We start from the raw sequence: 19,556 nt of genomic DNA, 5'->3' as shown, positions 1-19,556 counted from the left end.
ATGTGCCCGAAATCATGCTTTCATGTTGACCGTGATGGACACGAAACTGGTTTCGGAGACTTCTAAGCGCAGCTACGAGATGCGCGCGCGCAAAGAGGCCGCCGAAGCGACGCACGAGGCGATCGTGCAGGCAACAATCGACTGCTTCGTCACTGAGCAGTCTTTCGCGATCACGCTGAATAAGGTCGCCGAACGGGCGGGCGTCACGGTGAAGACGGTGATGCGCCATTTCGGCAATCGCGAATCGCTGATCGCGGCCGCGTGGGCGCGGGTGCACGAGGAAATTCTCATCGAGCGGACACCGCCGAGCCCCGGCACCGGCCGCGCCTTGGACACCCTACTCGAGCACTACGAACGTCGCGGCGAGATGGTCCTTGGGGTACTTCGCGAAGAGGACTTCGACCCCCGGGCACGGAAGTTGTGCGACAACGGGCGGGCCGAGCATCGAAGGTGGGTGACCGCGGTGTTCGAAGACCGCCTGCCCGACCAGCCGGGCGCGCGGGCCCGAATCGTCGATGCACTGGTGGTGGCGACCGATCTGTACACCTGGAAGTTGCTGCGGCGCGACCGGATGCTCAGCGCAGACGAAGTACTAGAACGCATGCAGTTCATGACCGACGCCATTCTCAACGCGGTCCGCACTTCAGTATGAGCGGTGACCACTGCCTGCGTCTGGCCGTGTTGGGCAACGCCAAGTGCAACTCCGCCCGATTGCTGCTGGCCACCGTGCGCCGATTAGCCGCCAACGGAATGACTTTCGCCGTGGTCCGCTATTACGACAAGCACTACTTCGCCTCGAATGCCAGCTCCGATCTGATCGCGGAGATCGCCGCCGAAAACGATATCGCCCTCACCGCGGTCGGCGACTGCGCCTGGTCCTGCACGACTTGCGTCGACGACGCGATACGGCTCGAGAAAGCCGGTATACCGACCGTCGCGATTGTGACAACGGAATTCGCGTTGGAGGCACGCCTGCAGTGTGAAATGCGAGGGATGGCCCGCTTGGATCAAGCGGTTTTCACACATCCAATGAGTGGCCTGACTCTGGACCAACTCGAGGGCCGCGCCGCCGAGATCGCGCCGCAAGCGCGCCTCATCTGGTTCGGCGATACAGGCAGCGAGGATATGGCTGTCTGAGAGGCGGATTCGCATGCTAATCATGACTCATGCCGCTTCCGCCGCTCCCTGACGCCCCGGCCCCGCGGGTGTTGTTCGTCACGGTTGACGCAGGCGGCAACATTCCGCCTCAACTGGGCGTCGCCCGGGCACTGCGGTCCCGGGGCGCGCAGGTTCACTTCCTTGGCCACCCGGGCATCCAGGACCGGGTTGAGGCAGCGGGATTCTCATTTGAATCAATGCTTGCCGGATCCGATTTCGATCCCATCCGGCAACGTTCGCTGCTGAGCATGACCAAAGATTTCCTCAAGCTCACTGTCGACCGCCGTATCGGGCGCGATAGCGTGGCAGCGGCACGCCGCCACGGCGTCGACGTCGTTGTCGTCGACATGCTGCTCGCCGCGGCTATCGACGAAGTAGTCATCGCGCATCTTCCCACTGTGGTCTTCGTGCACTGCTTCTACCGACAGGTGCAGAACAAGGCGGCCGGTCCGATCGGTTGGCTGATGCGCCTTCACGGCGTCGCACCGCTGCGCGCCGAGAACAGCGGCGCGCTGCAAATCGTCACTGCCACTCGCGAACTCGACCCGATTCACGGCGCACCGCCGGTGCATCACGTCGGCGTGGTGTGGCAAGGCGTTCCTGCCCAGGCTCGGTTCCTGCCGGGACCGAACCTGCTGATCAGCCTCAGCACCTGCGCGTTCGCCGGACAACGGAACATGTTGCAGCGCATCCTTGATGCAGTTGCAGCGCTGCCGGTGCGGGCGAAGGTCACGCTCGGTCCCGCGATCGACGCGTCGGGATTGCGGGTCCCGCAGAACGCGTCGATTCACTGCTGGCTCGATCATGACGAGGTGCTGGCCACCGCATCGTTGCTGGTGGGTCATGGCGGACACAGCACAACCATGCGAGCGCTGTCTTTCGGGGTGCCGGTGGTGATCATGCCGGCCAACCCGATGATCGACCAGAAGCTGGTGGGCGAGGCCCTGCAGCAAGCGGGCGCCGGTATCTTGCTGCACAAACACGTTAGCTCCCAGCGCATTCGCGCGGCGATGCGTCAGACGCTCGAGGACCCACGCTACCGACACGCCGCTGGACGCCTGGGAGAACTGATTCGCCAACGGGATGGTGCTGAAACCGCCGCCGACGCGATCATCGAGCACACCGCGGCTTCGATGTCGTGACAGCACCGACTGCGGCGCTATCCAGGTTGTCCGGAAACGCGAGATCCGCTGCACGACAGTTGTATTCGTGCGAGGTGGGCTACTGCCGGCGGTCCTCTCACGCCCGGATAATTCGTGCGGAATATGCTGTATCCAAACGGACGGCATAGGCGGCAGCGCGCCGGCACCGAGTGGAAGCCGCTCTACGGCGGACGGACCAAGGCGTCCATGGCTTTTGCCGACGAGTTGACCGAGCGCTTCCCCGGGCGTGTGACGGTGGCCTCAGGATGAACGAGGTCTGCTGGATCTGGCATCGCTGCTCCCGGATCCCGACGACAGCACCCCTGGTGTACTGCTGTGGGCCTGAGGCATTGCTTGACGCCGTGGAGCAACAATGCGCCCACTGGCCGGCAGGGATTCTGCATATCGAACGTTTCGCCGCCAAGACGCTGTCCGCGGAAGAAGCCGCCGCAGCGCTCGAGCAGTTCGAGGTGGTGTGTCAACGCTCCGGCGTCTCATTCGAAATCACGTCGGACCAGTCGGTCCTGGAAGTGCCCATGTCACTGATTGGGAAGCCGAATCGACCGGACTCGACCGTAGCCTGACGTACAAGCGCCGCGAAAGCGGCTGCTTCGTCTCCCCTGCCATGCACCGCCAGTTCTGGGAGATCGCTACGGCGAACGGAGAGCGGTACACCACCACCCGGACGCACGCTCGTGATGAGGTGACGGCTCGCCAGCGCTCGTTCCTGTCCGGAGTGGCCGAGCGCGACACCACCATACTCGAAATGGCCTGCCAACACTCGGGTTACGACCGGTGGCGAAGCGGAGTGGAATTCCAGGCGGACGCCGCCGCGTTGCGCGCACGACGCATTGTGGGCGTGATGCTGGCCAGAGAAGCGGGCCATGCAGCGATCCGGCCGGGACTGGCGCCCAACACCCGCAGCGACGCGCTCAGCCCACTGCGATCGACTACCGCGCGGAGCTGGCGTCCGCGGAAAGCCGGCGGGCACCATGCAGCTGGACCTCGCCGCGTATTCCTTTCAGTCGACGCGCCTGGGCCACCGTCCACTCGATACCGGCCGGATCCCCGATTGCCTGGCGCGCAGCCTCGGTCACCCGCACAGTTCCCGCCGGCGCGGCACCCGTGACTCTGCTGGCGAGATTGACCGGGCTGCCATACCAGTCCCCGGCACGGTTGACTGCGGGACCGAACGCGAGTCCCGCTCGCAGCCGCGGGAAATCATCCGTAGCCGCCGCATCAACCAGGTCCAGAATCGTCACCAGCAGTCTGAGCGGGTCTGAGCAGACCAGCATCACCGCGTCGCCGATGGTCTTGACGAAGTGGACGGGAGGTTTGACAACCGCCCGGGCAAGGTCCGCCAGCCGCAGGGCGACCAGTCCCAGATCTTCCGGCGGTATCTGCTCCCCCAGCCGTGTGAAACCCACCAAGTCGGCGAAGGCCACCGCGACCTGCCGTGCACCGGGCAGGGTACCGGTGGCGCGCTCGAACGCATTGATCGCTTCTGTCTCAAAGGAATGCCGCAGGGCCAGCCGCAACAAGTCGCCGACCATGGGTCCCAGCAGCGGTTCGGCATCGTGCGCCAGCACCTCGAAGGCCTGGGCCAGCTCGAGCTCGGTTGCCCCGGGGTGCAGTGCCGCTTGCAGCGCCGCTTGCCGCATCATCACCGCTACACCGGTCAGGCCGTCCATCAGCAGTCGCACGATCAAGGTCACCTGCGCCGGGTCGAGTCCGACCTCGACCAATCGTGCTGCGCCTAATACGGATTCGGCATCCGCCCGCGAAAGCAGTCGCGTATCGGGGTCCTCCGACTGAACCAGCCCTGCGGCGCCGTGCAGCCGGCGCAGCAGCTCCAGGTTCACCCCGCTGGAGTCCGAAATCTCCTGCGGCGAGGCCAACGCTCCATCGTCGCCGATCATGCGAATGGCCGGAAGCAGCATCGGGCTGAACTCGCCGCGGATCTGGTCGACGTTGAAGCCGCGGCCGAGCAGCCATCGAACAAGTTCGGCGCGCTCTTGCCGGGCCCGCCCGTGCAGGTCGTCGAGCAGCCCTAATGCCTCGATGCCACCGTCGTCGGGGTCTTCTGCCACGGCGTCAAGGTACACCGCTTCAGCCGTGGCGGAAGCTGTGCGAAATTTCCCTCCCACAAGCGCATCGGTATCTCTCTCGCGGGCGGCGCCGACCGATTCGGTCAGCGTCCATGATGGGAATGCGTCCTAACCCCTCCCGTTGACGGCAGGGTGGTGCCTGCCATCCTGGCAACCGATGGATGAGATTGCTTCGGTGCGCCAAATCTGGCGGCAGCTGGGCCTGCCCGGCATCGTCGACGTGCACACCCACTTCATGCCCAAGTCCGTTATGGACAAGGTCTGGAAATACTTCGACGACGCGGGGCCGCTGGTGGGACGCCCGTGGCCAATCGCTTACCGCACGGATGAGCAACGGCGATTGGAGAAGTTGCGCGCCTTCGGGGTTCGCGCGTTCACCTCGCTGGTCTATCCGCACAAGCCGCAGATGGCGGCCTGGCTCAATGGATGGGCGACAGCGTTTGCCGCCGCCACGCCGGACTGCCTGCACACGGCAACCCTCTACCCGGAGCCCGGTGTCGCGGACTATGTCCGGCATGCCGTCGACGAGGGCGCGCGGGTGTTCAAGGCGCATATCCAGGTCGGGCGGTACGACCCCACCGACCCCATGCTCGATGACGCGTGGGGTGTGATCGAGGAAGCGGCCATCCCCGTGGTCATTCATTGCGGATCCGGTCCCGCACCTGGGGAATACACCGGTCCCGCCCCCGTCGCGGTGCTGTTGAAGCGCCATCCCCGGCTGCGTCTGATCATTGCTCACATGGGCATGCCGGAGTACAGCGAGTTCCTCGACTTGGCCGACCGCTACCCGGAGGTACGGTTCGACACCACCATGGCGTTTACCCCGTTCATGGAGGAGACCATGCCGTTTCCGGTATCCGAATACGGGCGGCTCCGCGCTCACGCTGACCGCATCATGTTCGGTAGCGACTTCCCCAACATTCCCTACGACTACGCCGACGCACTGAGCGTACTGACCCGGTTGCCGGGCGTAGATGACCGGTGGCTGCGAAAGGTCCTGCACCACAATGCCGCTCAGCTTTTCCGGCTGACCCCGTAACCAACTCCCGGATTGAGGGCCGCACCACCGGGTAGTCACCCTGTATGAACATGCATCACCTGCTGAGTCGCGTCGAAGAGATCGAGTCGGTGGACCCGCCGGCGGCGGCCGCCTCAGACATCGCGGAACAGTTGATCGGCCACGGCCGCCTTGCCAGAGCCCTGCGCGGATCCTGGCTCGGGCATCCCGTGCACCCGCTGCTGGTGACCCTTCCGATCGGTAGCTGGCTGACCTCAGCGGTCTTCAGCTTCGTCTTCAATGACGCCACCGCAGCCCGCCGGCTTCTTGCCGTCGGCCTGGCGGCAACTCCGCCGACCGTGCTGGCCGGATGGGCGGACTACCCGTCGCTGACCCGCCGACAGCAGCGGGTCGGGCTTGTCCACGCGGCAACCAACTTCTCGGGCGTGATCATGTTCGTACTGTCCTATCGGGCCTATCGCAAGGAACGGCCACGCGCGGCACGCCTGTTGACCCTGCTGGGCCTGACGATTCTCAGCGTCGGCGGCGCACTGGGCGGTCATCTGTCCTACGCTCAGGGCGCGGGCATGTTCCGCTGGCAGCCGCTGCGCGGCAAAGTTTCAGTTCCGTTGGGCGCGTAGCTGATACAGCCCGTGCGTGGTGGCTACCACAGTGCCGGCCGCATCGGTGACCACCGCATCGACGATGTAGTCGGACTTGCCCTGCGCCGCTGCCTCGGCTTCGACACGGGCGATCGTCTCGTCGTCCATGCTTGCCTCGGCGCGTAGCTGTGTAGTGGCCATCACCCGGAATGCGATGTCGACGTTCTTGACCAATGGGAAGTACTTGCTGGCGTCGAAGGTCGCCAAAGCGATGATCCCGCCCAGCACTTCGGCGACGGTGAACTGAACGCCCGCGTAGATGACGCCGAAGTGGTTGCCGTTGCCCTCGACCGGAACCGTCGCCGCTGCAAAGCCGCGGCGCGCCTCGACCACCTTCACACCCATGTGCTCGGCGATCGGAATGGTGGATGACAGGGCGGTGTTCATCATCTCGACGAGTTGGTCGGTCACGTGGTCGATCGTTACATACCGACGCCCGCCCGCCGACGCCTGGGACTGACCGCAATCAGCCATTGTTCCAGCCGGCGGAACGACAGTAGCGGCAGCGCGCGGGCGTTGTCAGCGTGGCGTGCAGGAAATTCCAATTACGTGGATTTTGAACACACAGGTTCGTATAGCGGCCTTAGCGTATTCAAACATTTTTGTGGGTGAATACCGCGATTTTGGGGCATCATCCGTGCAAGTATCTCCGGAAATGATCCGGAGTTTCCAGCGATCCAACGTGTTCGACAGGAGAGAGCAATGTCATTTTTGTTTGCATCACCGGAGACGTTGTCAGCCGCAGCAACGAATTTGGAAAGCATCGGCACATCGTTGAGTGCGGCCCGCGCATCGGCGGTGCGCCCTACGACGTCACTGCTCTCAGCGGGAGCTGACGAAGTCTCGGCCGCGATCGCGTCGGTGTTCGACGAGTACGGTGAGGCTTATCAGATCATCGCCGCGCAGACGTCGGCGTTTCATACGAGTTTCGTTGCAGCATTGCGCGGCGGTGCACTGTCCTATGCCGGTGCTGAGGCTGCAAACAGCTCCCCGTTGGCGATACTCGAGCAGCAGGTCTTGGGTGTCATCAACGCGCCCACGCAGGCGCTGTTGGGCCGTCCGCTAATTGGTGACGGCACCAATGGTGGGCCGGGACAAAACGGTGGCGCCGGTGGCTTGTTGTATGGCAACGGCGGTAACGGTGGTAACGGGTTGCCCGGCCAGGTGGGCGGCAACGGCGGTAACGCAGGTCTCATCGGAAACGGCGGTGCCGGCGGTATCGGCGGGGCCGGCGTCGCCGGCGGCAACGGCGGGACCGGCGGGTGGCTGTTTGGAAACGGCGGAGCCGGCGGGCGGGGCGGGGCCGCACTGGCGGGTATCAACGGTGGAAGTCCCGGGCACGGGGGCAACGGTGGCAGCGCCCTGTTGTTCGGTGATGGTGGGGTAGGCGGCCAAGGTGGAGCTGGCTTGGCGGGAGCCAACGGGGTGAACCCGACCATCGTCGGCACCGCCGCGCCTGGCAATAACGGTACGAGCGTCTTTGTCTTGAGCGGCACGAATGGTGAGACGGGAGGCTCCGCTGGCGCGGGGGCTTATGGCGGCGCCGGAGCCACCGGCGGGACCGGCGGTCGCGGTGGAGACGTGATCATTATCAACACCGGTACCGGCGACGCGATCGCCGGTAACGGCGGCACCGGCGGCGCCGGCGCAAACGGGGGCGCCGGGGGCGGCGGCGGTACCGCGCTCACAAACCTGGGCAGCGCCCTCGGCGGTGCCGGCGGGAACGGAACCGTCGGCAGTGCCCCCGGTGGTGCCGGTGGCGCCGGCGGCCGTGGCGGGGATGCCAGCTCGATCAGTGTGCCCGCCAAGGGCTTCGTCGCGGCCGGCTCTGGTGGCCTCGGCGGTGGGGGTGCCACGGGCGCGTCGGGCGGTGCCGGCAATGCCGGCGGCGCCGGCGGTAGCGGTGGCAGTGGTGGCCTGATCGCCGGCAACGGCGGGGCCGGCGGTGTCGGCGGCACGGGTGGTGCCGGCGGCATGGGAGCCGACGGCGGGCAGGGCGGGCACGGCGGGGACGGCGGGCAAGTCATATCTGCCACCTCGGCCCCGAGCCCTGGCGGCGGACTCGGCGGTGCGGCCGGGGACGGCGGCCTGGGCGGAACGGGCGGAACGGGCGGCGCAGGCGGCGCAGGCGGAGACGGCGGCCGGGGCGGCCTGCTATTCGGCAACGGCGGCGCGGGCGGGTACGCAGGGGCCGGAGGCGCTGGCGGCGCTGGTGGTGTAGGTGGTGTCGGTGGCATGGGCGGTGACGGCGGCGATGCCGCCGTCACAAACGGCGTCGGCGGCAACGGCAACAACGGCGGCACCGGCGGCACCGGCGGCACCGGCGGCACCGGCGGCGGCAGTGCAAGCGGCGGCATCGGTGGAGCCGGCGGATGGTTCGGACAGTCGGGGGCCAATGGCGCGGCCGGTGTAGGTGGCGCGGGCGGCGGCGGCGGAACCGGTGGCGACTTCGGCACCCGCGGCCTGGGCGGCAGCGCGCCAAATCCGGGCTCGCCCGGGTCGGATGGCAGCCCAGGCAAGGCAGGCTCGCCCGGTCAGCAGGGTTAGGTCGAGGGAGCTACCCGGCTCCGTCTCATCTGCGCGATCGGCACAGCATCGAAACGGCGCACATGGCTAACGATGTCGAAGCAGTCATCACGACCGCCACACACGTTCATCCGACGTCGTCGGGTCGATTTGAAGAATGGAACAGTTTCCGGTGGCCTTTCGATGTAAGACTTGTCAACATGGCGGCCCACTCCTACCACCACGGCAACCTGCGGCAGGCACTGCTGGACCACGCCGTGCAGTTGGCCCGGGCCGGGGGCCCGGACGCGGTGGTGCTGCGGGATGTGCAACGCGCGGCCGGAGTGAGCAACTCGGCGGCTTACCGCCACTATGCGGATCGGCAGGCACTACTGGGTGCGGTGCAGGTGTACGCGATGACGATGCTCGGCGACGCCATGGCCGAGTCGATCGCCGCGGTTTCGACGCGCGGCCCGCGCAAGCACCGCGCACTGGCGCGACTGCGAGCCACCGGACAGGCCTACGTGGACTTCGCCCGTGCCGAACCGGGCCTTTTCCGAACGGCTTTCGCACCTGACGGCCCGCGCGAATCTGCCACCACCGTCTCCCCCGAACGTCATCCGTTCCACATCCTCAGCCGCTGCATCGACGACCTGGTCGCCACCGAAGTTGTCAGTCCCGGCCTGCGCGACGGACTCGACGAAGCGGCCTGGGCGGCGGTGCACGGCCTGTCGACACTCTTCCTCGACGGACCGCTGGCCGAGGCTGATGACCACCGCAAGCGGTTGATCACCGACCGTCTGCTTGACGTCTTCCAAGACGGCATCCGCTAGCCCGCAGCCGGCATGTTGACAGCGATAACTTCTACTGTCATGCTTGCCGATGTTACTGCTGTCAACATAAGGCGGACGCCCGATGACCATCAATGCACTGAACCGACCCGATCCGCAGGCCACGACGACCCGATTCCGACCGGCCGCCATCCTGACCGTCGTCCTGATCGCCTCGCTGGCGATCAACGTGGAAACCACGATCGTCAATGTTGCACTGCCAACCTTGAATTCAGCCCTCAGCGCGTCGACGCGTGGTCTGCAGTGGATCGTCGACGCCTACAATCTGGCGTTCGCGGCACTGGTGCTGGCCGGTGGCACCATCGGTGACAAGTTCGGCCGCCGCGGGACGCTGATCGCCGGTCTGATCCTGTTTGCGCTGAGCAGCGCGGGTGCTGCGCTGTGCACCACGACCGGAACCCTGATCGCGATGCGAGTGGTGATGGGAGTGTCCTCGGCTCTAATCTATCCGACCACGCTGGCCATCATCACCGACACATTCCGTGAGGCCCGTCAGCGCGCGGTCGCGATTGGACTGTGGGGTGCGGTCACCGGCCTGGGTGTGGCGATCGGCCCTATCCTCGGCGGGGCACTTCTCGAATTCTTCTGGTGGGGAAGCCTTTTCCTGGCTCTGGCGCCCATCGCCCTCGCGTCCGCCGTCGCGGCGCCGGTCGTCATTCCGGCCTCCTCGCCGGACCCGGGCTCGCGGCTCGACCGCGGCGGACTGACCCTGTCCGTGCTGATGCTGGGCACGCTGGTCTACACCATTATCGAAGCACCGGAACGGGGTTGGAGTTCGGCATGGACTCTGGGCGGTTTCACGCTGGCGCTGGCCGCAGGCATCGGGTTCGCGCTGTGGGAGCGCCGGCAACGCGACCCGTTGATCGATGTCACTCTGTTCACCAACCTGCGCTTCAGCGCGGCCAGCGGAGCGGTGACAGTGGCGTTCTTCGCCTTGTTCGGTTTCATCTTCCTGATCACCCAGTTCATGCAGCTGCTGCAGGGCTTCGGGCCACTGGGGACCGGTGTCCGGATCTTGCCGGTCGCGCTGTCGATAGCCATCGGATCGGTCCTGGGCACCAGGCTGGCAGTGAGCCGGGTCGGCACCAAAGCCATTGTGTTCCTTGGCCTTTTGATGATGGCCGCGTCCTTTGCCTGGATCAGCATCATCGATCTGAGCGTCGGCTACCCGGAGATGGCAGCCCAGATGTTGCTGCTGGGAGGCGGCCTGGGGCTGACCACCGCACCGGCGACCGACTCCATCATGGGCGTGGTGCGGCCGGAACAGGCGGGTGCCGGATCGGCGGTCAATGACGCCACCCGGCAGGTGGGCGGCACGCTCGGCGTGGCGGTCATCGGCAGCGTCTTCTCCACGCTCTACATCCGCGCACTCACCGAAAGCCCAGGGCTGCAGGCACTTCCCGCGCCGGTCAGATCTCTGGCAGAGGACGGTCTGGCGCAGGGTCTGGCCGTCGCCGCGCAGTCTCCGGCTCCGGTCGCGGGTACCGTGCGGGCCACGGTCAACGACGCATTCCTGTCCGGCATGAGCGCCGGTTGCCTGACCGCGGCAGCGGTATGCCTGGTCGGAGCGTTCTTCGTGCTGTCGGTGCTGCCGGCACACCCCATGGGAAGCCGGTCATGACCAAGCTGGAGCAGTACGGTCCGTGGGCGGTGATCACCGGCGCCAGCAGCGGGATCGGCCGCGCAACCGCCGAACACATTTCCGCACAGGGCCTGGACGTCGTCCTGGTCGCACGCAGCGAGGCAACGCTCGACGCCCTGGCCGATCGGCTGGAGCGTACGTACGGGGTCAAGGCTCACGTTGTGGTGGCGGACCTCAGCCATAATTCCGGCGTCACAACGGTTCTGGACGCAACTGCGGGCTTGGATGTCGGTCTGGCCGTCTTGGCCGCGGGATTCGGGACCACCGGATCGTTCGCTGAAGCCTCCGCTACCGCCGAACGGGAGATGATCGCCGTCAACGTCAGCGCCGTCGGGCAGCTTGCCCAAGCATTCGCCGCCCGGATGTCGGCTCGGCGACGCGGTGGGATCGTGCTCTTCGGCTCCATCCTCGGCTGGCAAGGCGTGGCGGGCCAGGCGAACTACGCCGCGACGAAGGCCTACATACAGAGCCTCGCCGAGGGATTGCACCGCGAACTCAAGCCGTGCGGCGTCGACGTACTGTCGGTTGCGCCCGGACCGGTCCACACCGGTTTCGCCGCGCGTGCGGGCTTGACGATGAGGTCCGCGGCCGACCCCGACGTGGTCGCCACAGCCATGTGGGCCGCGCTGGGACGGCGAATCACCGTGGTGCCGGGAGTGCGGGGAAAGTTCCTCACGTCATCGCTGAAGATGCTTCCTCGACAGATCAGGTCGATCATCCTGGCGCGCGTAATGGCGTCGATGCGGCGCTGAGAATCTTGCTGCGGAATTTGTCGCGGAGCGGCAATACGATCTTCTGATATGCGCTGATCCTCGGGCGGTCGACGCGTCGGTTCGGAGGTCGAGATGTCCTTTGTCACTGCGGCACCGGAGTTACTGACGGCGGCCGCCGCCAGCCTGGGGAACATCGCGGGCTCGATCGGCGCGGCCAACGGGGCCGCGGCTGTCCCCACCTCAGCGCTGGTCGCCGCGGGCGGCGATGAGGTGTCGGCGGCCGTCGCCGCGCTGTTCAACGAGCACGCCCGCGCCTACCAAGCCGTCAGTACCGGCGCCGAAGAATTCCACCAGCGGTTTGTTCAACTGCTGACGGCCGGTGCCGGCGCCTACACCAGCGCCGAAGCCGCGAGCGCCAACCCGCTGCAGAACTTAATTGATCAGGTGAATGTGTCGGTGGAGAGCATCCTGGGACGGCCACTGATCGGCGACGGCCGCAACGGCGTCGACGGAACTGGCGCCAACGGGCAGAACGGCGGGTTGCTCTGGGGCAACGGTGGTACCGGCGGATCGGGTGCGGCGGGCCAGAATGGCGGCCGGGGCGGTGACAGCGGTTTCCTGTTCGGCAACGGCGGCCGCGGAGGAGCAGGCGGCGCGGTCCCCAACGGCTTTGCGGGCTTCGGCGGCAGCGGCGGCAACGCAGTTGGCCTGTTCGGCAACGGCGGTGCCGGCGGAACGGGTGGCGCCGGAGGAACCGGCGTCGCCGGCGACGGTGGCAACGGCGGTAGTGGCGGGTTCCTGTTCGGTAACGGCGGCACGGGCGGGGCCGGCGGGCGGGGTTTCGTTGCGGGTTGGGGCGGCTACGGCGGCGATGGACTGGGCCTGCTGTACGGACTTGGCGGCACCGGGGGCGCCGGGGGGACCAGCCCGTTCAACGGCGGAGTCCCCGGTCTCGGTGGAACGGGTGGTAGCGGCAACATCCTGTTCAACCTGATCAGCACCGGCGCCGACGGCGGCGCCGGTGGGGACTCTGTCGGAACCAGCACCGGAGGGCAGGGCGGCCAGGGCGGTAGCGGCGCCGGCCAGCTGTTCGGCTTCGGTGGGGCGGGTGGAGTGGGCGGGACCTCGCTGACCAACGGGAGCGGCGGGCCCGGCGGTTACGGAGGCGACGGCGGAGCCTTCTTCGGCGTCGGCGGCGCGGGCGGCGCCGGCGGAGGCTCGGGTGCCGGCGGCAAAGGCGGGGTCGGCGGGCTGGGTGGACTCGGTGGCATCGTCTTCGGACTCGGTGGCGCAGGCGGCAACGGCTTCGGAGCCGCCAATTTGGCGGTTGGAGGCAACGGGGGCCAGGGCGGCTACGGCGGGATTCTCTTCGGCATCGGCGGACACGGCGGCAACGGCGGCATCGGCGCTGTTCCGGGCATCGGTGCGCCGGGCGGGTTCGGCGCGTATCTGTTGGTCGGCCCGAACGGCGCGCCTGGATTGACGCCGGCGTGAGGCGGCGACCGAGGTCTGCAATTCGGTGTCCGGTTGCTGCTCGAGTCCGTAGGCTCGCGCACATCGAAGTTAGGCATACGTGATCAGTGACACTCTCCGCCACAAGCGTCTGGATCTCATCAAGCAACACATGGACACCGAGGTGACCCACGAGTTCGACAAGACTCTGGCTACCTTCAACGGTCATCCGCGTTACGAGATCATCCCGACCGGGCAGGTCTTCGACGGCGACGACGAAGTGATGAACTACTACCGCACCACCCGCGCGGCGTTTCCCGACCAGCGCCATGAGAACGCCCGGTTCTACGTCGCCGATGACGCGGTGATCGTCGAGTTCGACCTGCTGGGCACCAACACCGGTGAGTTCTACGATCTCCCGCCTACCGGGAAGGCATTCCGGGTTCCGGTGATCGCGGTGTTCAGCTTCGACGAGGATCGAATCACCAACGAGCGCATCTACTTCGACGTGGCGAGCCTGGTCACTCAGATCGGCCGCGCTGAGCTGCTGTCACTGCTCGGCAGCAAGGCGTAGGACGGTCTTGGGCCGCGTTCTGCCTACTGGCCCGCGTTCTGAGCCAGATCGATGGCGTACTGGCTCACGAAGTGTCCCGCCGACGCTCCGCCGTTGCAGGAACCGTCGGATTCACCGGGACGCTTGACCCACAGGTAGGCGTCGGCGTGCGCTCCGGCTGTCGCGGTGGTGGGCGGCGCGCCCAGGGCGCGGCCGGAGGGGTTGCACCAACTCAGCGCGGAGTCGGGCGCCGGTCCGGCGCCGTTGCGCGACGTGTCGATCACATAGTGCGCACCGTTCGTCATCCCCGAGATGGCTTCGCCGTAACCGGTCTCCTCATCGGTGCTGAAGAAGTTCGAGACGTTGAGGCTGAATCCACGCGCATGACCGACACCCACCTGGTTCAGCCGGTTGGCGATCTCTTCGGCACTCAACCAGCGGGAGTGGCCGCCGTCCACGTACACCGCGGCAGCCGGGTCCCTTGTCAGGGTGTCGACCGCGTAGCGGATCAGGTCGAAGCGTTCCTGGCGTTGGTCAGCGGACAGGCAGTCGGCCATGTCGAGGGCATCGGGTTCGACGATGATCGCCGCGGGCGAGCCGCCCAGGCCGGATGAGATGCTGTCGATCCACGCGCGATAGTCCGCGCCCGACGCGAAGCCACCGGAGGCGTAGCTACCGCAGTCGCGATGCGGGATTCCGTAAAGCGCGAAGATCGGCATGCTGCCGGCGGCCTGTGCCGCGCCGGCATAGCTCGCGACTCGCCCGCCGACCGAGCCGGCAGGGAATGCCTGGTCAAGCCAGAAGGCCTGGGGCGTATTGGCGATCGCCGTCAGCTGCGCATTGCCCGGATTGGCGTTGTGCGCGCCCATGGCCGCCGATGCCGGGTCGACATAGAAGGGCTGCCCGGCCAATGGGTTCGACGCATCGACCAGACGCAACGCCGAGCCGGCCTGCGTCGGGCCGGCAGACAGACCCATCGCGGCGACGGCCGCAACAGTGAGGAAGGGGGCGATCCAGCGAGAAACTACACCTGCGGCTGTTGACATCACGCCAGTAAAATAATGCCGAATTGTGATAATCGCCAATCGTCGCCGACGGCTCGGACTCAGTGGCCCTTGAACTCGTCCATCGAGTTGTAGACACCGACGCGCCGGAGGTAGAAGTCGCGCAGCCGAATCGGCAGCACGGCGCTGAGCACCTTGTTCATCTTCGACGTCCACGGGATGACGACGAACGGGCTGCCCTGCAGCATGGCCTTCCACGTCTCAGAGACGACGTCCTCCTGCTCGAGCATCGGGGTGAACAAGATGCCCTTGGCGCCGTCGAACATGCCCGTGTTGATGTACGTCGGGCACACCGTGGTGACCTTGACCTGGTCGTGGCCGGCCTGTTCCAGCTCGAGCCGCACGGAATCGGAAAAGCCGATCGCCGCCCACTTGGACGCGGCGTACGCAGCCATCCGCGGGATGGCGTTCAGTCCGGCCGACGAGGCGATATTGACCAGACGGCATTGCGCACCCGAGCCGATCATCGCCGGCAGGAACTCGCGGGCTACCAGCATGGGGCCGATGGAATTGACTTCCATGGTCAGCATGAAGTCACGGGGCTCATTCTCCCAGAAGTAGCCGTTGCCGCGGACGATGCCGGCGTTGTTGAACAAGACATGGATCGTGCCGACGGAGCCACGGACCTGCTCTGCGGCCTCGGCCACCCGATCCTGCGACGTGACGTCGACGGTGTCGTAGTGGATGGTCCCCCCGGCTGCTTCCAACTCCGTCGCGGTCTCCTTCAACGCGGTCTCGTTGGCGTCCCACAGGACCACCGATGCGGCGCCCTCCTTGACGGCCTGGGTGGCGAACAATTTGCCGAGGCCCATGGCGGCGCCGGTGACTAGAACGTTGGTCCCCTCGACGGATTGCATGACTGAGCTCCTCTGGGCATCTTCGGTGAAGCAACGGGTAGCTCCTACCGTTCTATCCCATCAGTCGCACCGCGTGCAGCGAAGCGATGAGTTTGGCGGCGCGTACGGGTCTACCGGTTATGGGTCTCATCCACATTGAGCTGTTCGCCACCCCCGACCTCGTCGGGCAGGCGCCCGGCGGTCCCGACGAGGACCCGGTGGGCTTTTGCTTCGGCGGTTGGCAGGCGCCCCTGATGAACGAGGTCAGCGGGGCGCAGATCGGTGCCGCCTACGAGGGCACCGACGCGCTGCTGCTCGGCCGGCGGACGTACGACATCTTCTCCGCCTATTGGCCGCATCAGCAGGACGGGCAGATCGCCGCGCTGTTCAACCGCGTGCCGAAGTACGTGGCCTCCCGAGGCCGGCCCGGCCTGTCGTGGGCGGGGTCCACGCATCTGGGCCAAGACCTGGCCGGCGCGGTGCGCGAGATCCGCGACCGGCACGACCACATCAAGGTGGTAGGGAGCCTGAACCTGGTGCAGACGCTGCTGCGTGAGAAGCTCTTCGACCGTCTTGACCTTTGGGTTCACCCCATCGTGCTCGGCGTCGGGAAGAAGGTGTTCGACGGGGGCTTCGAAGGTGGCCCAGTGCCGACGAACCTCAGACTCCTGGAACCGCCGGCAGCCAGTCCGACCGGCACGGTGTACCTGCGCTACGGACTCGCCGAGGGCACACCCGCGACGGGTGACATGAGCGCACCCGATCATCTGGCTGCCGGTCGGTAACCCGCCAGGAACACCCGCACGGCGGCCTGCACCCGACCGTCGACGTCGATGGCGGCCTGCACCGCCGGGCCGCCGCAGAACAGCGCCTGGTCGATGCACCGGCCGACCACCAGAAACGCGAAATGCTCTGCGGCAGTGTCGGGTTCGCGCACCTCCAAGAGGCCGCGCCGGTCCAGCCTGAGGAAGCAAGCGGCGAACGCCGCCAGCATGCGGCCCGGGGCGCGGTCGTAGTAGAGCGCCGCGAGTTCGGGCAATCGGTTGGCCTCGCCGACCACCAGCCTGCGCAGTTGCACCACGGGTTCTTGAAGGACCGCGCGCAGATAGTCGCCGGCCAACGCAGTCAGGTCCCGTTCCAGATCGGTGGTTTCCGCCAGGGTTGCTACGCGGTCCAGGAACGCCGACACCGTGCCTTCCAGAGCCTCGTCGACGATGGCCATCAACAACTCGTGCTTGTCACCGAAGTGCTTGTACACCGTCTGTTTGGACACCGCGGCCGACGCTGCGATCGCGTCGACGCTGGTGCCGTGATACCCGCTGGCCAGGAACAACTCCTGACCGGCGGACAGGATGCTCATGCGTTTGCGGGCCGAGCGGCCCACCGGCTCAGACATACCGGCCTCTCGTAAGTACTGGACAGTCTAGTTTTTGGTACTGTACGGTCTAGTTCCATAGTGACATGGAGGATGCCGTGACCCGTACTGACTGCCCGCCTCTTGCAGACCGCGTCACGAAGTCACTCCTCGGATACGGCGTCATCGCCGGTCCTGTCTATGTGGTGTCGGTTGCCATCCAGGCGGCCGCGCGGGACGGATTCGACCCCACCCGGCATGCCGCAAGCCAACTCGCCAACGGTGACCTCGGGTGGATCCAGGTCGCGACGTTCCTGATCACCGGCGCTACGACGGTCGCCGCCGCCGTCGGCGTCAGGCGTGCACTCGGTCCCGGACGGCGCTCCGGGTGGGCGGCCGGTCTGCTCGGTGGCTACGGGCTGGCCTTGATGGTCGCCGGGGGCTTCCGCGCCGACCCGTCGGACGGGTTCCCGCCCGGCACCCCGCCCGGCGTCGGTCACCTGAGCTGGCACGGCCTCACCCACTTCGCCGTCGCAGGGGTCGGCTTCTTATGCCTGGTCGCCGCGTGCGTTGTGCTCGGCGGATGGTTCGCGCGGACGCCGGGCGGCACCGGGTGGGCGTGGTTCTCGCGCGTCACCGGTCTGGTGTTCGCGGCGAGCTTTCTCGCGTTGTCCTCCGGCTCCGGCGGCACGGCGTCGATCCTGGTGTTCACCGCTGCGGTCGTACTGGTGTGGGCATGGCTGACGGCCGTGTCGGTCAGGCTTTACCGGAGCGCCGACCACCCCTAGGGCGCGTTTTGCCCGTTGTCGGCGCGCTAGTGTGCTGTGGTCGGCCTCGACCAACAAGCCGATAGAACAGTTGGACGAATTCATGACCACAACGGCAGAGGCGTCAACGCTCGAATCTCGGGTCGGCCATTACTACCAGATGGATTACGCCTACGAGGTGGGCCGGGAGAAGGTGCGCGAGTACGCCCGCGCGGTGCAGGACTACCACCCCGCTCACTGGGACGTCGACGCCGCCGCGAAACTCGGATACTCGGGGCTGGTGGCGCCGTTGACGTTCACGTCGGTGCCGGGGATGACCTGCAATCGGCGCATGTTCGAATCGGTGGTCGTCGGCTACGACACCTATCTGCAGACCGAAGAAGTCTTCGAGCAACACCGTCCCATCGTGGCCGGGGACGAACTGCGCATCGACGTCGAACTGACGTCGGTGCGCAGGATCGCCGGCCGAGACATGATCACCGTGACCAACACCTACACCGACACCGCCGGCGAGCGGGTGCACACGCTGCACACGACGGTCGTCGGCATCACCGCCGAGGACATCGATCCGGTGGTCAAGGTCGCCGTGCAGAAAGCGATGATGCACGACGTCAACATCCTCGACAGCAGCGAAGCCGACGCTGGCTATGCCAAGACGGTGCGTCCCGAGGGCGAGGTCCTGCTCGCCGAGGACACGGCACGCAAACCCGGCACACCTTCCTTCGATGCGCTGAAGGTGGGCGACGAGCTGCCGGTGCGTCATACCAGACTGTCCCGAGGCGACCTCGTGAACTATGCCGGCGTGGCCGGCGACGCCAACCCGATTCACTGGGACGAGACCCTCGCGAAGGCGGCCGGGCTGCCCGACGTGATCGCCCACGGCATGCTCACCATGGGTCTGGGCGCCGGATTTGCCTCCGCGTGGACCGGCGATCCGGGTGCGGTGACCCGCTACGCGGTGCGGCTGTCCCAGCCGGCCATCGTGTCGGCCATCGACGGCGCCGACATCGAATTCAGCGGCCGGATCAAGTCTTTGGACCCGGACACCCGCTCCGGTGTCATCATCGTCGGCGCCAAGTCCGCCGGTCGCAAGATCTTCGGCTTGGCCACGATGAACGTGCGGTTCAGCTGAGGGTGCACCCTCACCCCGTCAGCGGGGTGCGGATGCCCAGCACCGGTTGCCGGCGCCGGCCGTGGCTCCACCCGTGATCCCACGGCCAGTGGCGGCGGTCGTCGGTCCAGACCAGCTGAAACGCGCGGATAGGCGCGTCGCGTAACCGAACCGCGAATGTCAGGTGGACATCCGGGTGTTCGACCGCGACGACTTCCAGCAGAAACTCGCCCTGGAAGTCGATGCGCTCTGCCGGCTGCACGACCATGCCGTCGTCGGCAATGTAGTGCGCGACCGAGTTCAGCACGTGTGCCGACTTACGCGGCTGTAGACCGGTGATCAGCAGTTCGGGCAGACCGCGAAGAGACGAGCCGACCGTGTAGGCGAATGGTCGTGACCCGTCCTCGACGAACTGCACCGCCCATCCGTGATGCGCGATGATCTCGCGCAGCACGTCCAGGTAGTCATCGATAGTGGCGTGGGGGTGGTCGCACTGCCAGCACATATCCGCACCTTTCTCCGGTAGTTGGGCACCAGCCTGCCCGCACCCACTGACATGCCCCAAAATGTCTGCCAATCAACGAGACTCGCAACATCGTCAGATCGGCTGACCCACGCCCACACGACGACCACTAGGTCCC

At 66.6% G+C, this 19,556-nt stretch carries 21 protein-coding genes; 15 read left to right on the top strand and 6 right to left on the bottom strand.

Going from position 1 to position 19,556, the window contains the following annotated elements; all coding sequences use genetic code 11:
* The first annotated feature begins 22 nt into the window (after positions 1-22).
* The 4 genes from ACX9NE_RS01180 to ACX9NE_RS01165 all read left to right on the top strand — a co-directional run bounded on the left by ACX9NE_RS01180 (position 23) and on the right by ACX9NE_RS01165 (position 2,884).
* Positions 23-652 (top strand): TetR/AcrR family transcriptional regulator, encoded by a 630-nt coding sequence (locus ACX9NE_RS01180; RefSeq protein WP_459360133.1) that lies wholly within the window; start codon positions 23-25, stop codon positions 650-652.
* Positions 649-1,137, top strand: a complete 489-nt coding sequence (locus ACX9NE_RS01175) for a UGSC family (seleno)protein (protein WP_459360134.1) — start codon at positions 649-651, stop codon at positions 1,135-1,137. Before ACX9NE_RS01180 ends, ACX9NE_RS01175 begins: the two co-directional genes overlap by 4 nt.
* Before the next feature lie 29 nt (positions 1,138-1,166).
* Positions 1,167-2,300 carry a glycosyltransferase gene (locus ACX9NE_RS01170; RefSeq protein WP_459360135.1) on the top strand — a complete coding sequence of 378 codons (1,134 nt, stop codon included), beginning with the start codon at positions 1,167-1,169 and terminating at the stop codon, positions 2,298-2,300.
* Positions 2,301-2,566: 266 nt separating this feature from the next.
* Complete coding sequence (locus ACX9NE_RS01165; protein ID WP_459360136.1) at positions 2,567-2,884, top strand: hypothetical protein; 318 nt, start codon at positions 2,567-2,569, stop codon at positions 2,882-2,884.
* Positions 2,885-3,250: 366 nt separating this feature from the next.
* On the opposite strand, the gene ACX9NE_RS01160 is transcribed toward ACX9NE_RS01165, so the two are convergent.
* Positions 3,251-4,390: an adenylate/guanylate cyclase domain-containing protein gene (locus tag ACX9NE_RS01160; RefSeq protein WP_459360137.1), complete on the bottom strand. Its 1,140-nt coding sequence runs from the start codon at positions 4,388-4,390 to the stop codon at positions 3,251-3,253.
* 175 nt (positions 4,391-4,565) lie between these two features.
* Between ACX9NE_RS01160 and ACX9NE_RS01155 the strand changes: the two genes are divergently transcribed.
* Together ACX9NE_RS01155 and ACX9NE_RS01150 are read left to right on the top strand one after the other, a co-directional pair.
* Entirely contained in the window at positions 4,566-5,447 is an 882-nt protein-coding gene (locus ACX9NE_RS01155) for an amidohydrolase family protein (RefSeq protein ID WP_459360138.1), read from the top strand.
* Positions 5,448-5,491: 44 nt separating this feature from the next.
* Positions 5,492-6,046: a DUF2231 domain-containing protein gene (locus ACX9NE_RS01150; protein ID WP_459360139.1), complete on the top strand. Its 555-nt coding sequence runs from the start codon at positions 5,492-5,494 to the stop codon at positions 6,044-6,046.
* Here ACX9NE_RS01150 and ACX9NE_RS01145 read toward each other — a convergent pair.
* A complete protein-coding gene (locus ACX9NE_RS01145; protein ID WP_459360140.1) occupies positions 6,026-6,478 on the bottom strand; it encodes a PaaI family thioesterase in 453 nt (150 codons plus the stop codon). The two genes, ACX9NE_RS01150 and ACX9NE_RS01145, sit on opposite strands and share 21 nt — an antisense overlap.
* A 291-nt stretch (positions 6,479-6,769) precedes the next feature.
* Between ACX9NE_RS01145 and ACX9NE_RS01140 the strand changes: the two genes are divergently transcribed.
* The 6 genes from ACX9NE_RS01140 (at position 6,770) to ACX9NE_RS01115 (ending at position 13,804) form a co-directional block, all read left to right on the top strand.
* Entirely contained in the window at positions 6,770-8,614 is a 1,845-nt protein-coding gene (locus ACX9NE_RS01140; RefSeq protein WP_459360141.1) for a PE family protein, read from the top strand.
* Between the two features lie 179 nt (positions 8,615-8,793).
* The gene (locus tag ACX9NE_RS01135) at positions 8,794-9,405 is read left to right on the top strand and encodes a TetR/AcrR family transcriptional regulator (RefSeq protein ID WP_459360142.1); all 612 of its coding nucleotides are present in this window, start codon (positions 8,794-8,796) and stop codon (positions 9,403-9,405) included.
* 82 nt (positions 9,406-9,487) lie between these two features.
* Complete coding sequence (locus ACX9NE_RS01130) at positions 9,488-11,044, top strand: MFS transporter (protein WP_459360143.1); 1,557 nt, start codon at positions 9,488-9,490, stop codon at positions 11,042-11,044.
* A complete protein-coding gene (locus tag ACX9NE_RS01125; RefSeq protein WP_459360144.1) occupies positions 11,041-11,817 on the top strand; it encodes an SDR family NAD(P)-dependent oxidoreductase in 777 nt (258 codons plus the stop codon). Before ACX9NE_RS01130 ends, ACX9NE_RS01125 begins: the two co-directional genes overlap by 4 nt.
* A gap of 93 nt (positions 11,818-11,910) precedes the next feature.
* Complete coding sequence (locus tag ACX9NE_RS01120; protein ID WP_459360145.1) at positions 11,911-13,272, top strand: PE family protein; 1,362 nt, start codon at positions 11,911-11,913, stop codon at positions 13,270-13,272.
* Between the two features lie 79 nt (positions 13,273-13,351).
* A complete protein-coding gene (locus tag ACX9NE_RS01115) occupies positions 13,352-13,804 on the top strand; it encodes an ester cyclase (RefSeq protein ID WP_459360146.1) in 453 nt (150 codons plus the stop codon).
* A gap of 23 nt (positions 13,805-13,827) precedes the next feature.
* Here the strand turns inward: ACX9NE_RS01115 and ACX9NE_RS01110 are convergent, their stop codons facing one another.
* Positions 13,828-14,829, bottom strand: a complete 1,002-nt coding sequence (locus ACX9NE_RS01110) for a glycoside hydrolase family 6 protein (protein ID WP_459360147.1) — start codon at positions 14,827-14,829, stop codon at positions 13,828-13,830.
* Positions 14,830-14,888: 59 nt separating this feature from the next.
* Entirely contained in the window at positions 14,889-15,704 is an 816-nt protein-coding gene (locus ACX9NE_RS01105; RefSeq protein ID WP_459360148.1) for an SDR family NAD(P)-dependent oxidoreductase, read from the bottom strand.
* Positions 15,705-15,823: 119 nt separating this feature from the next.
* Between ACX9NE_RS01105 and ACX9NE_RS01100 the strand changes: the two genes are divergently transcribed.
* The gene (locus tag ACX9NE_RS01100; RefSeq protein ID WP_459360356.1) at positions 15,824-16,468 is read left to right on the top strand and encodes a dihydrofolate reductase family protein; all 645 of its coding nucleotides are present in this window, start codon (positions 15,824-15,826) and stop codon (positions 16,466-16,468) included.
* On the opposite strand, the gene ACX9NE_RS01095 is transcribed toward ACX9NE_RS01100, so the two are convergent.
* Entirely contained in the window at positions 16,447-17,079 is a 633-nt protein-coding gene (locus ACX9NE_RS01095; RefSeq protein WP_459360149.1) for a TetR/AcrR family transcriptional regulator, read from the bottom strand. The two genes, ACX9NE_RS01100 and ACX9NE_RS01095, sit on opposite strands and share 22 nt — an antisense overlap.
* Positions 17,080-17,156: 77 nt before the next feature.
* On the opposite strand from ACX9NE_RS01095, the gene ACX9NE_RS01090 reads away from it, so the two are divergent.
* Positions 17,157-17,825 carry a DUF998 domain-containing protein gene (locus ACX9NE_RS01090; protein WP_459360150.1) on the top strand — a complete coding sequence of 223 codons (669 nt, stop codon included), beginning with the start codon at positions 17,157-17,159 and terminating at the stop codon, positions 17,823-17,825.
* An 82-nt stretch (positions 17,826-17,907) separates the two neighbouring features.
* Positions 17,908-18,936: a fused (3R)-hydroxyacyl-ACP dehydratase subunits HadA/HadB gene (locus ACX9NE_RS01085; RefSeq protein WP_459360151.1), complete on the top strand. Its 1,029-nt coding sequence runs from the start codon at positions 17,908-17,910 to the stop codon at positions 18,934-18,936.
* A 10-nt stretch (positions 18,937-18,946) separates the two neighbouring features.
* On the opposite strand, the gene ACX9NE_RS01080 is transcribed toward ACX9NE_RS01085, so the two are convergent.
* Complete coding sequence (locus tag ACX9NE_RS01080; RefSeq protein WP_459360152.1) at positions 18,947-19,420, bottom strand: DUF4262 domain-containing protein; 474 nt, start codon at positions 19,418-19,420, stop codon at positions 18,947-18,949.
* Between the last annotated feature and the right edge of the window lie 136 nt (positions 19,421-19,556).

This window comes from Mycobacterium sp. ML4, assembly GCF_054515735.1.
The sequence above is the reverse complement of the archived record's forward strand: the minus strand, read 5'-3'. Positions and strand labels throughout refer to the sequence as shown.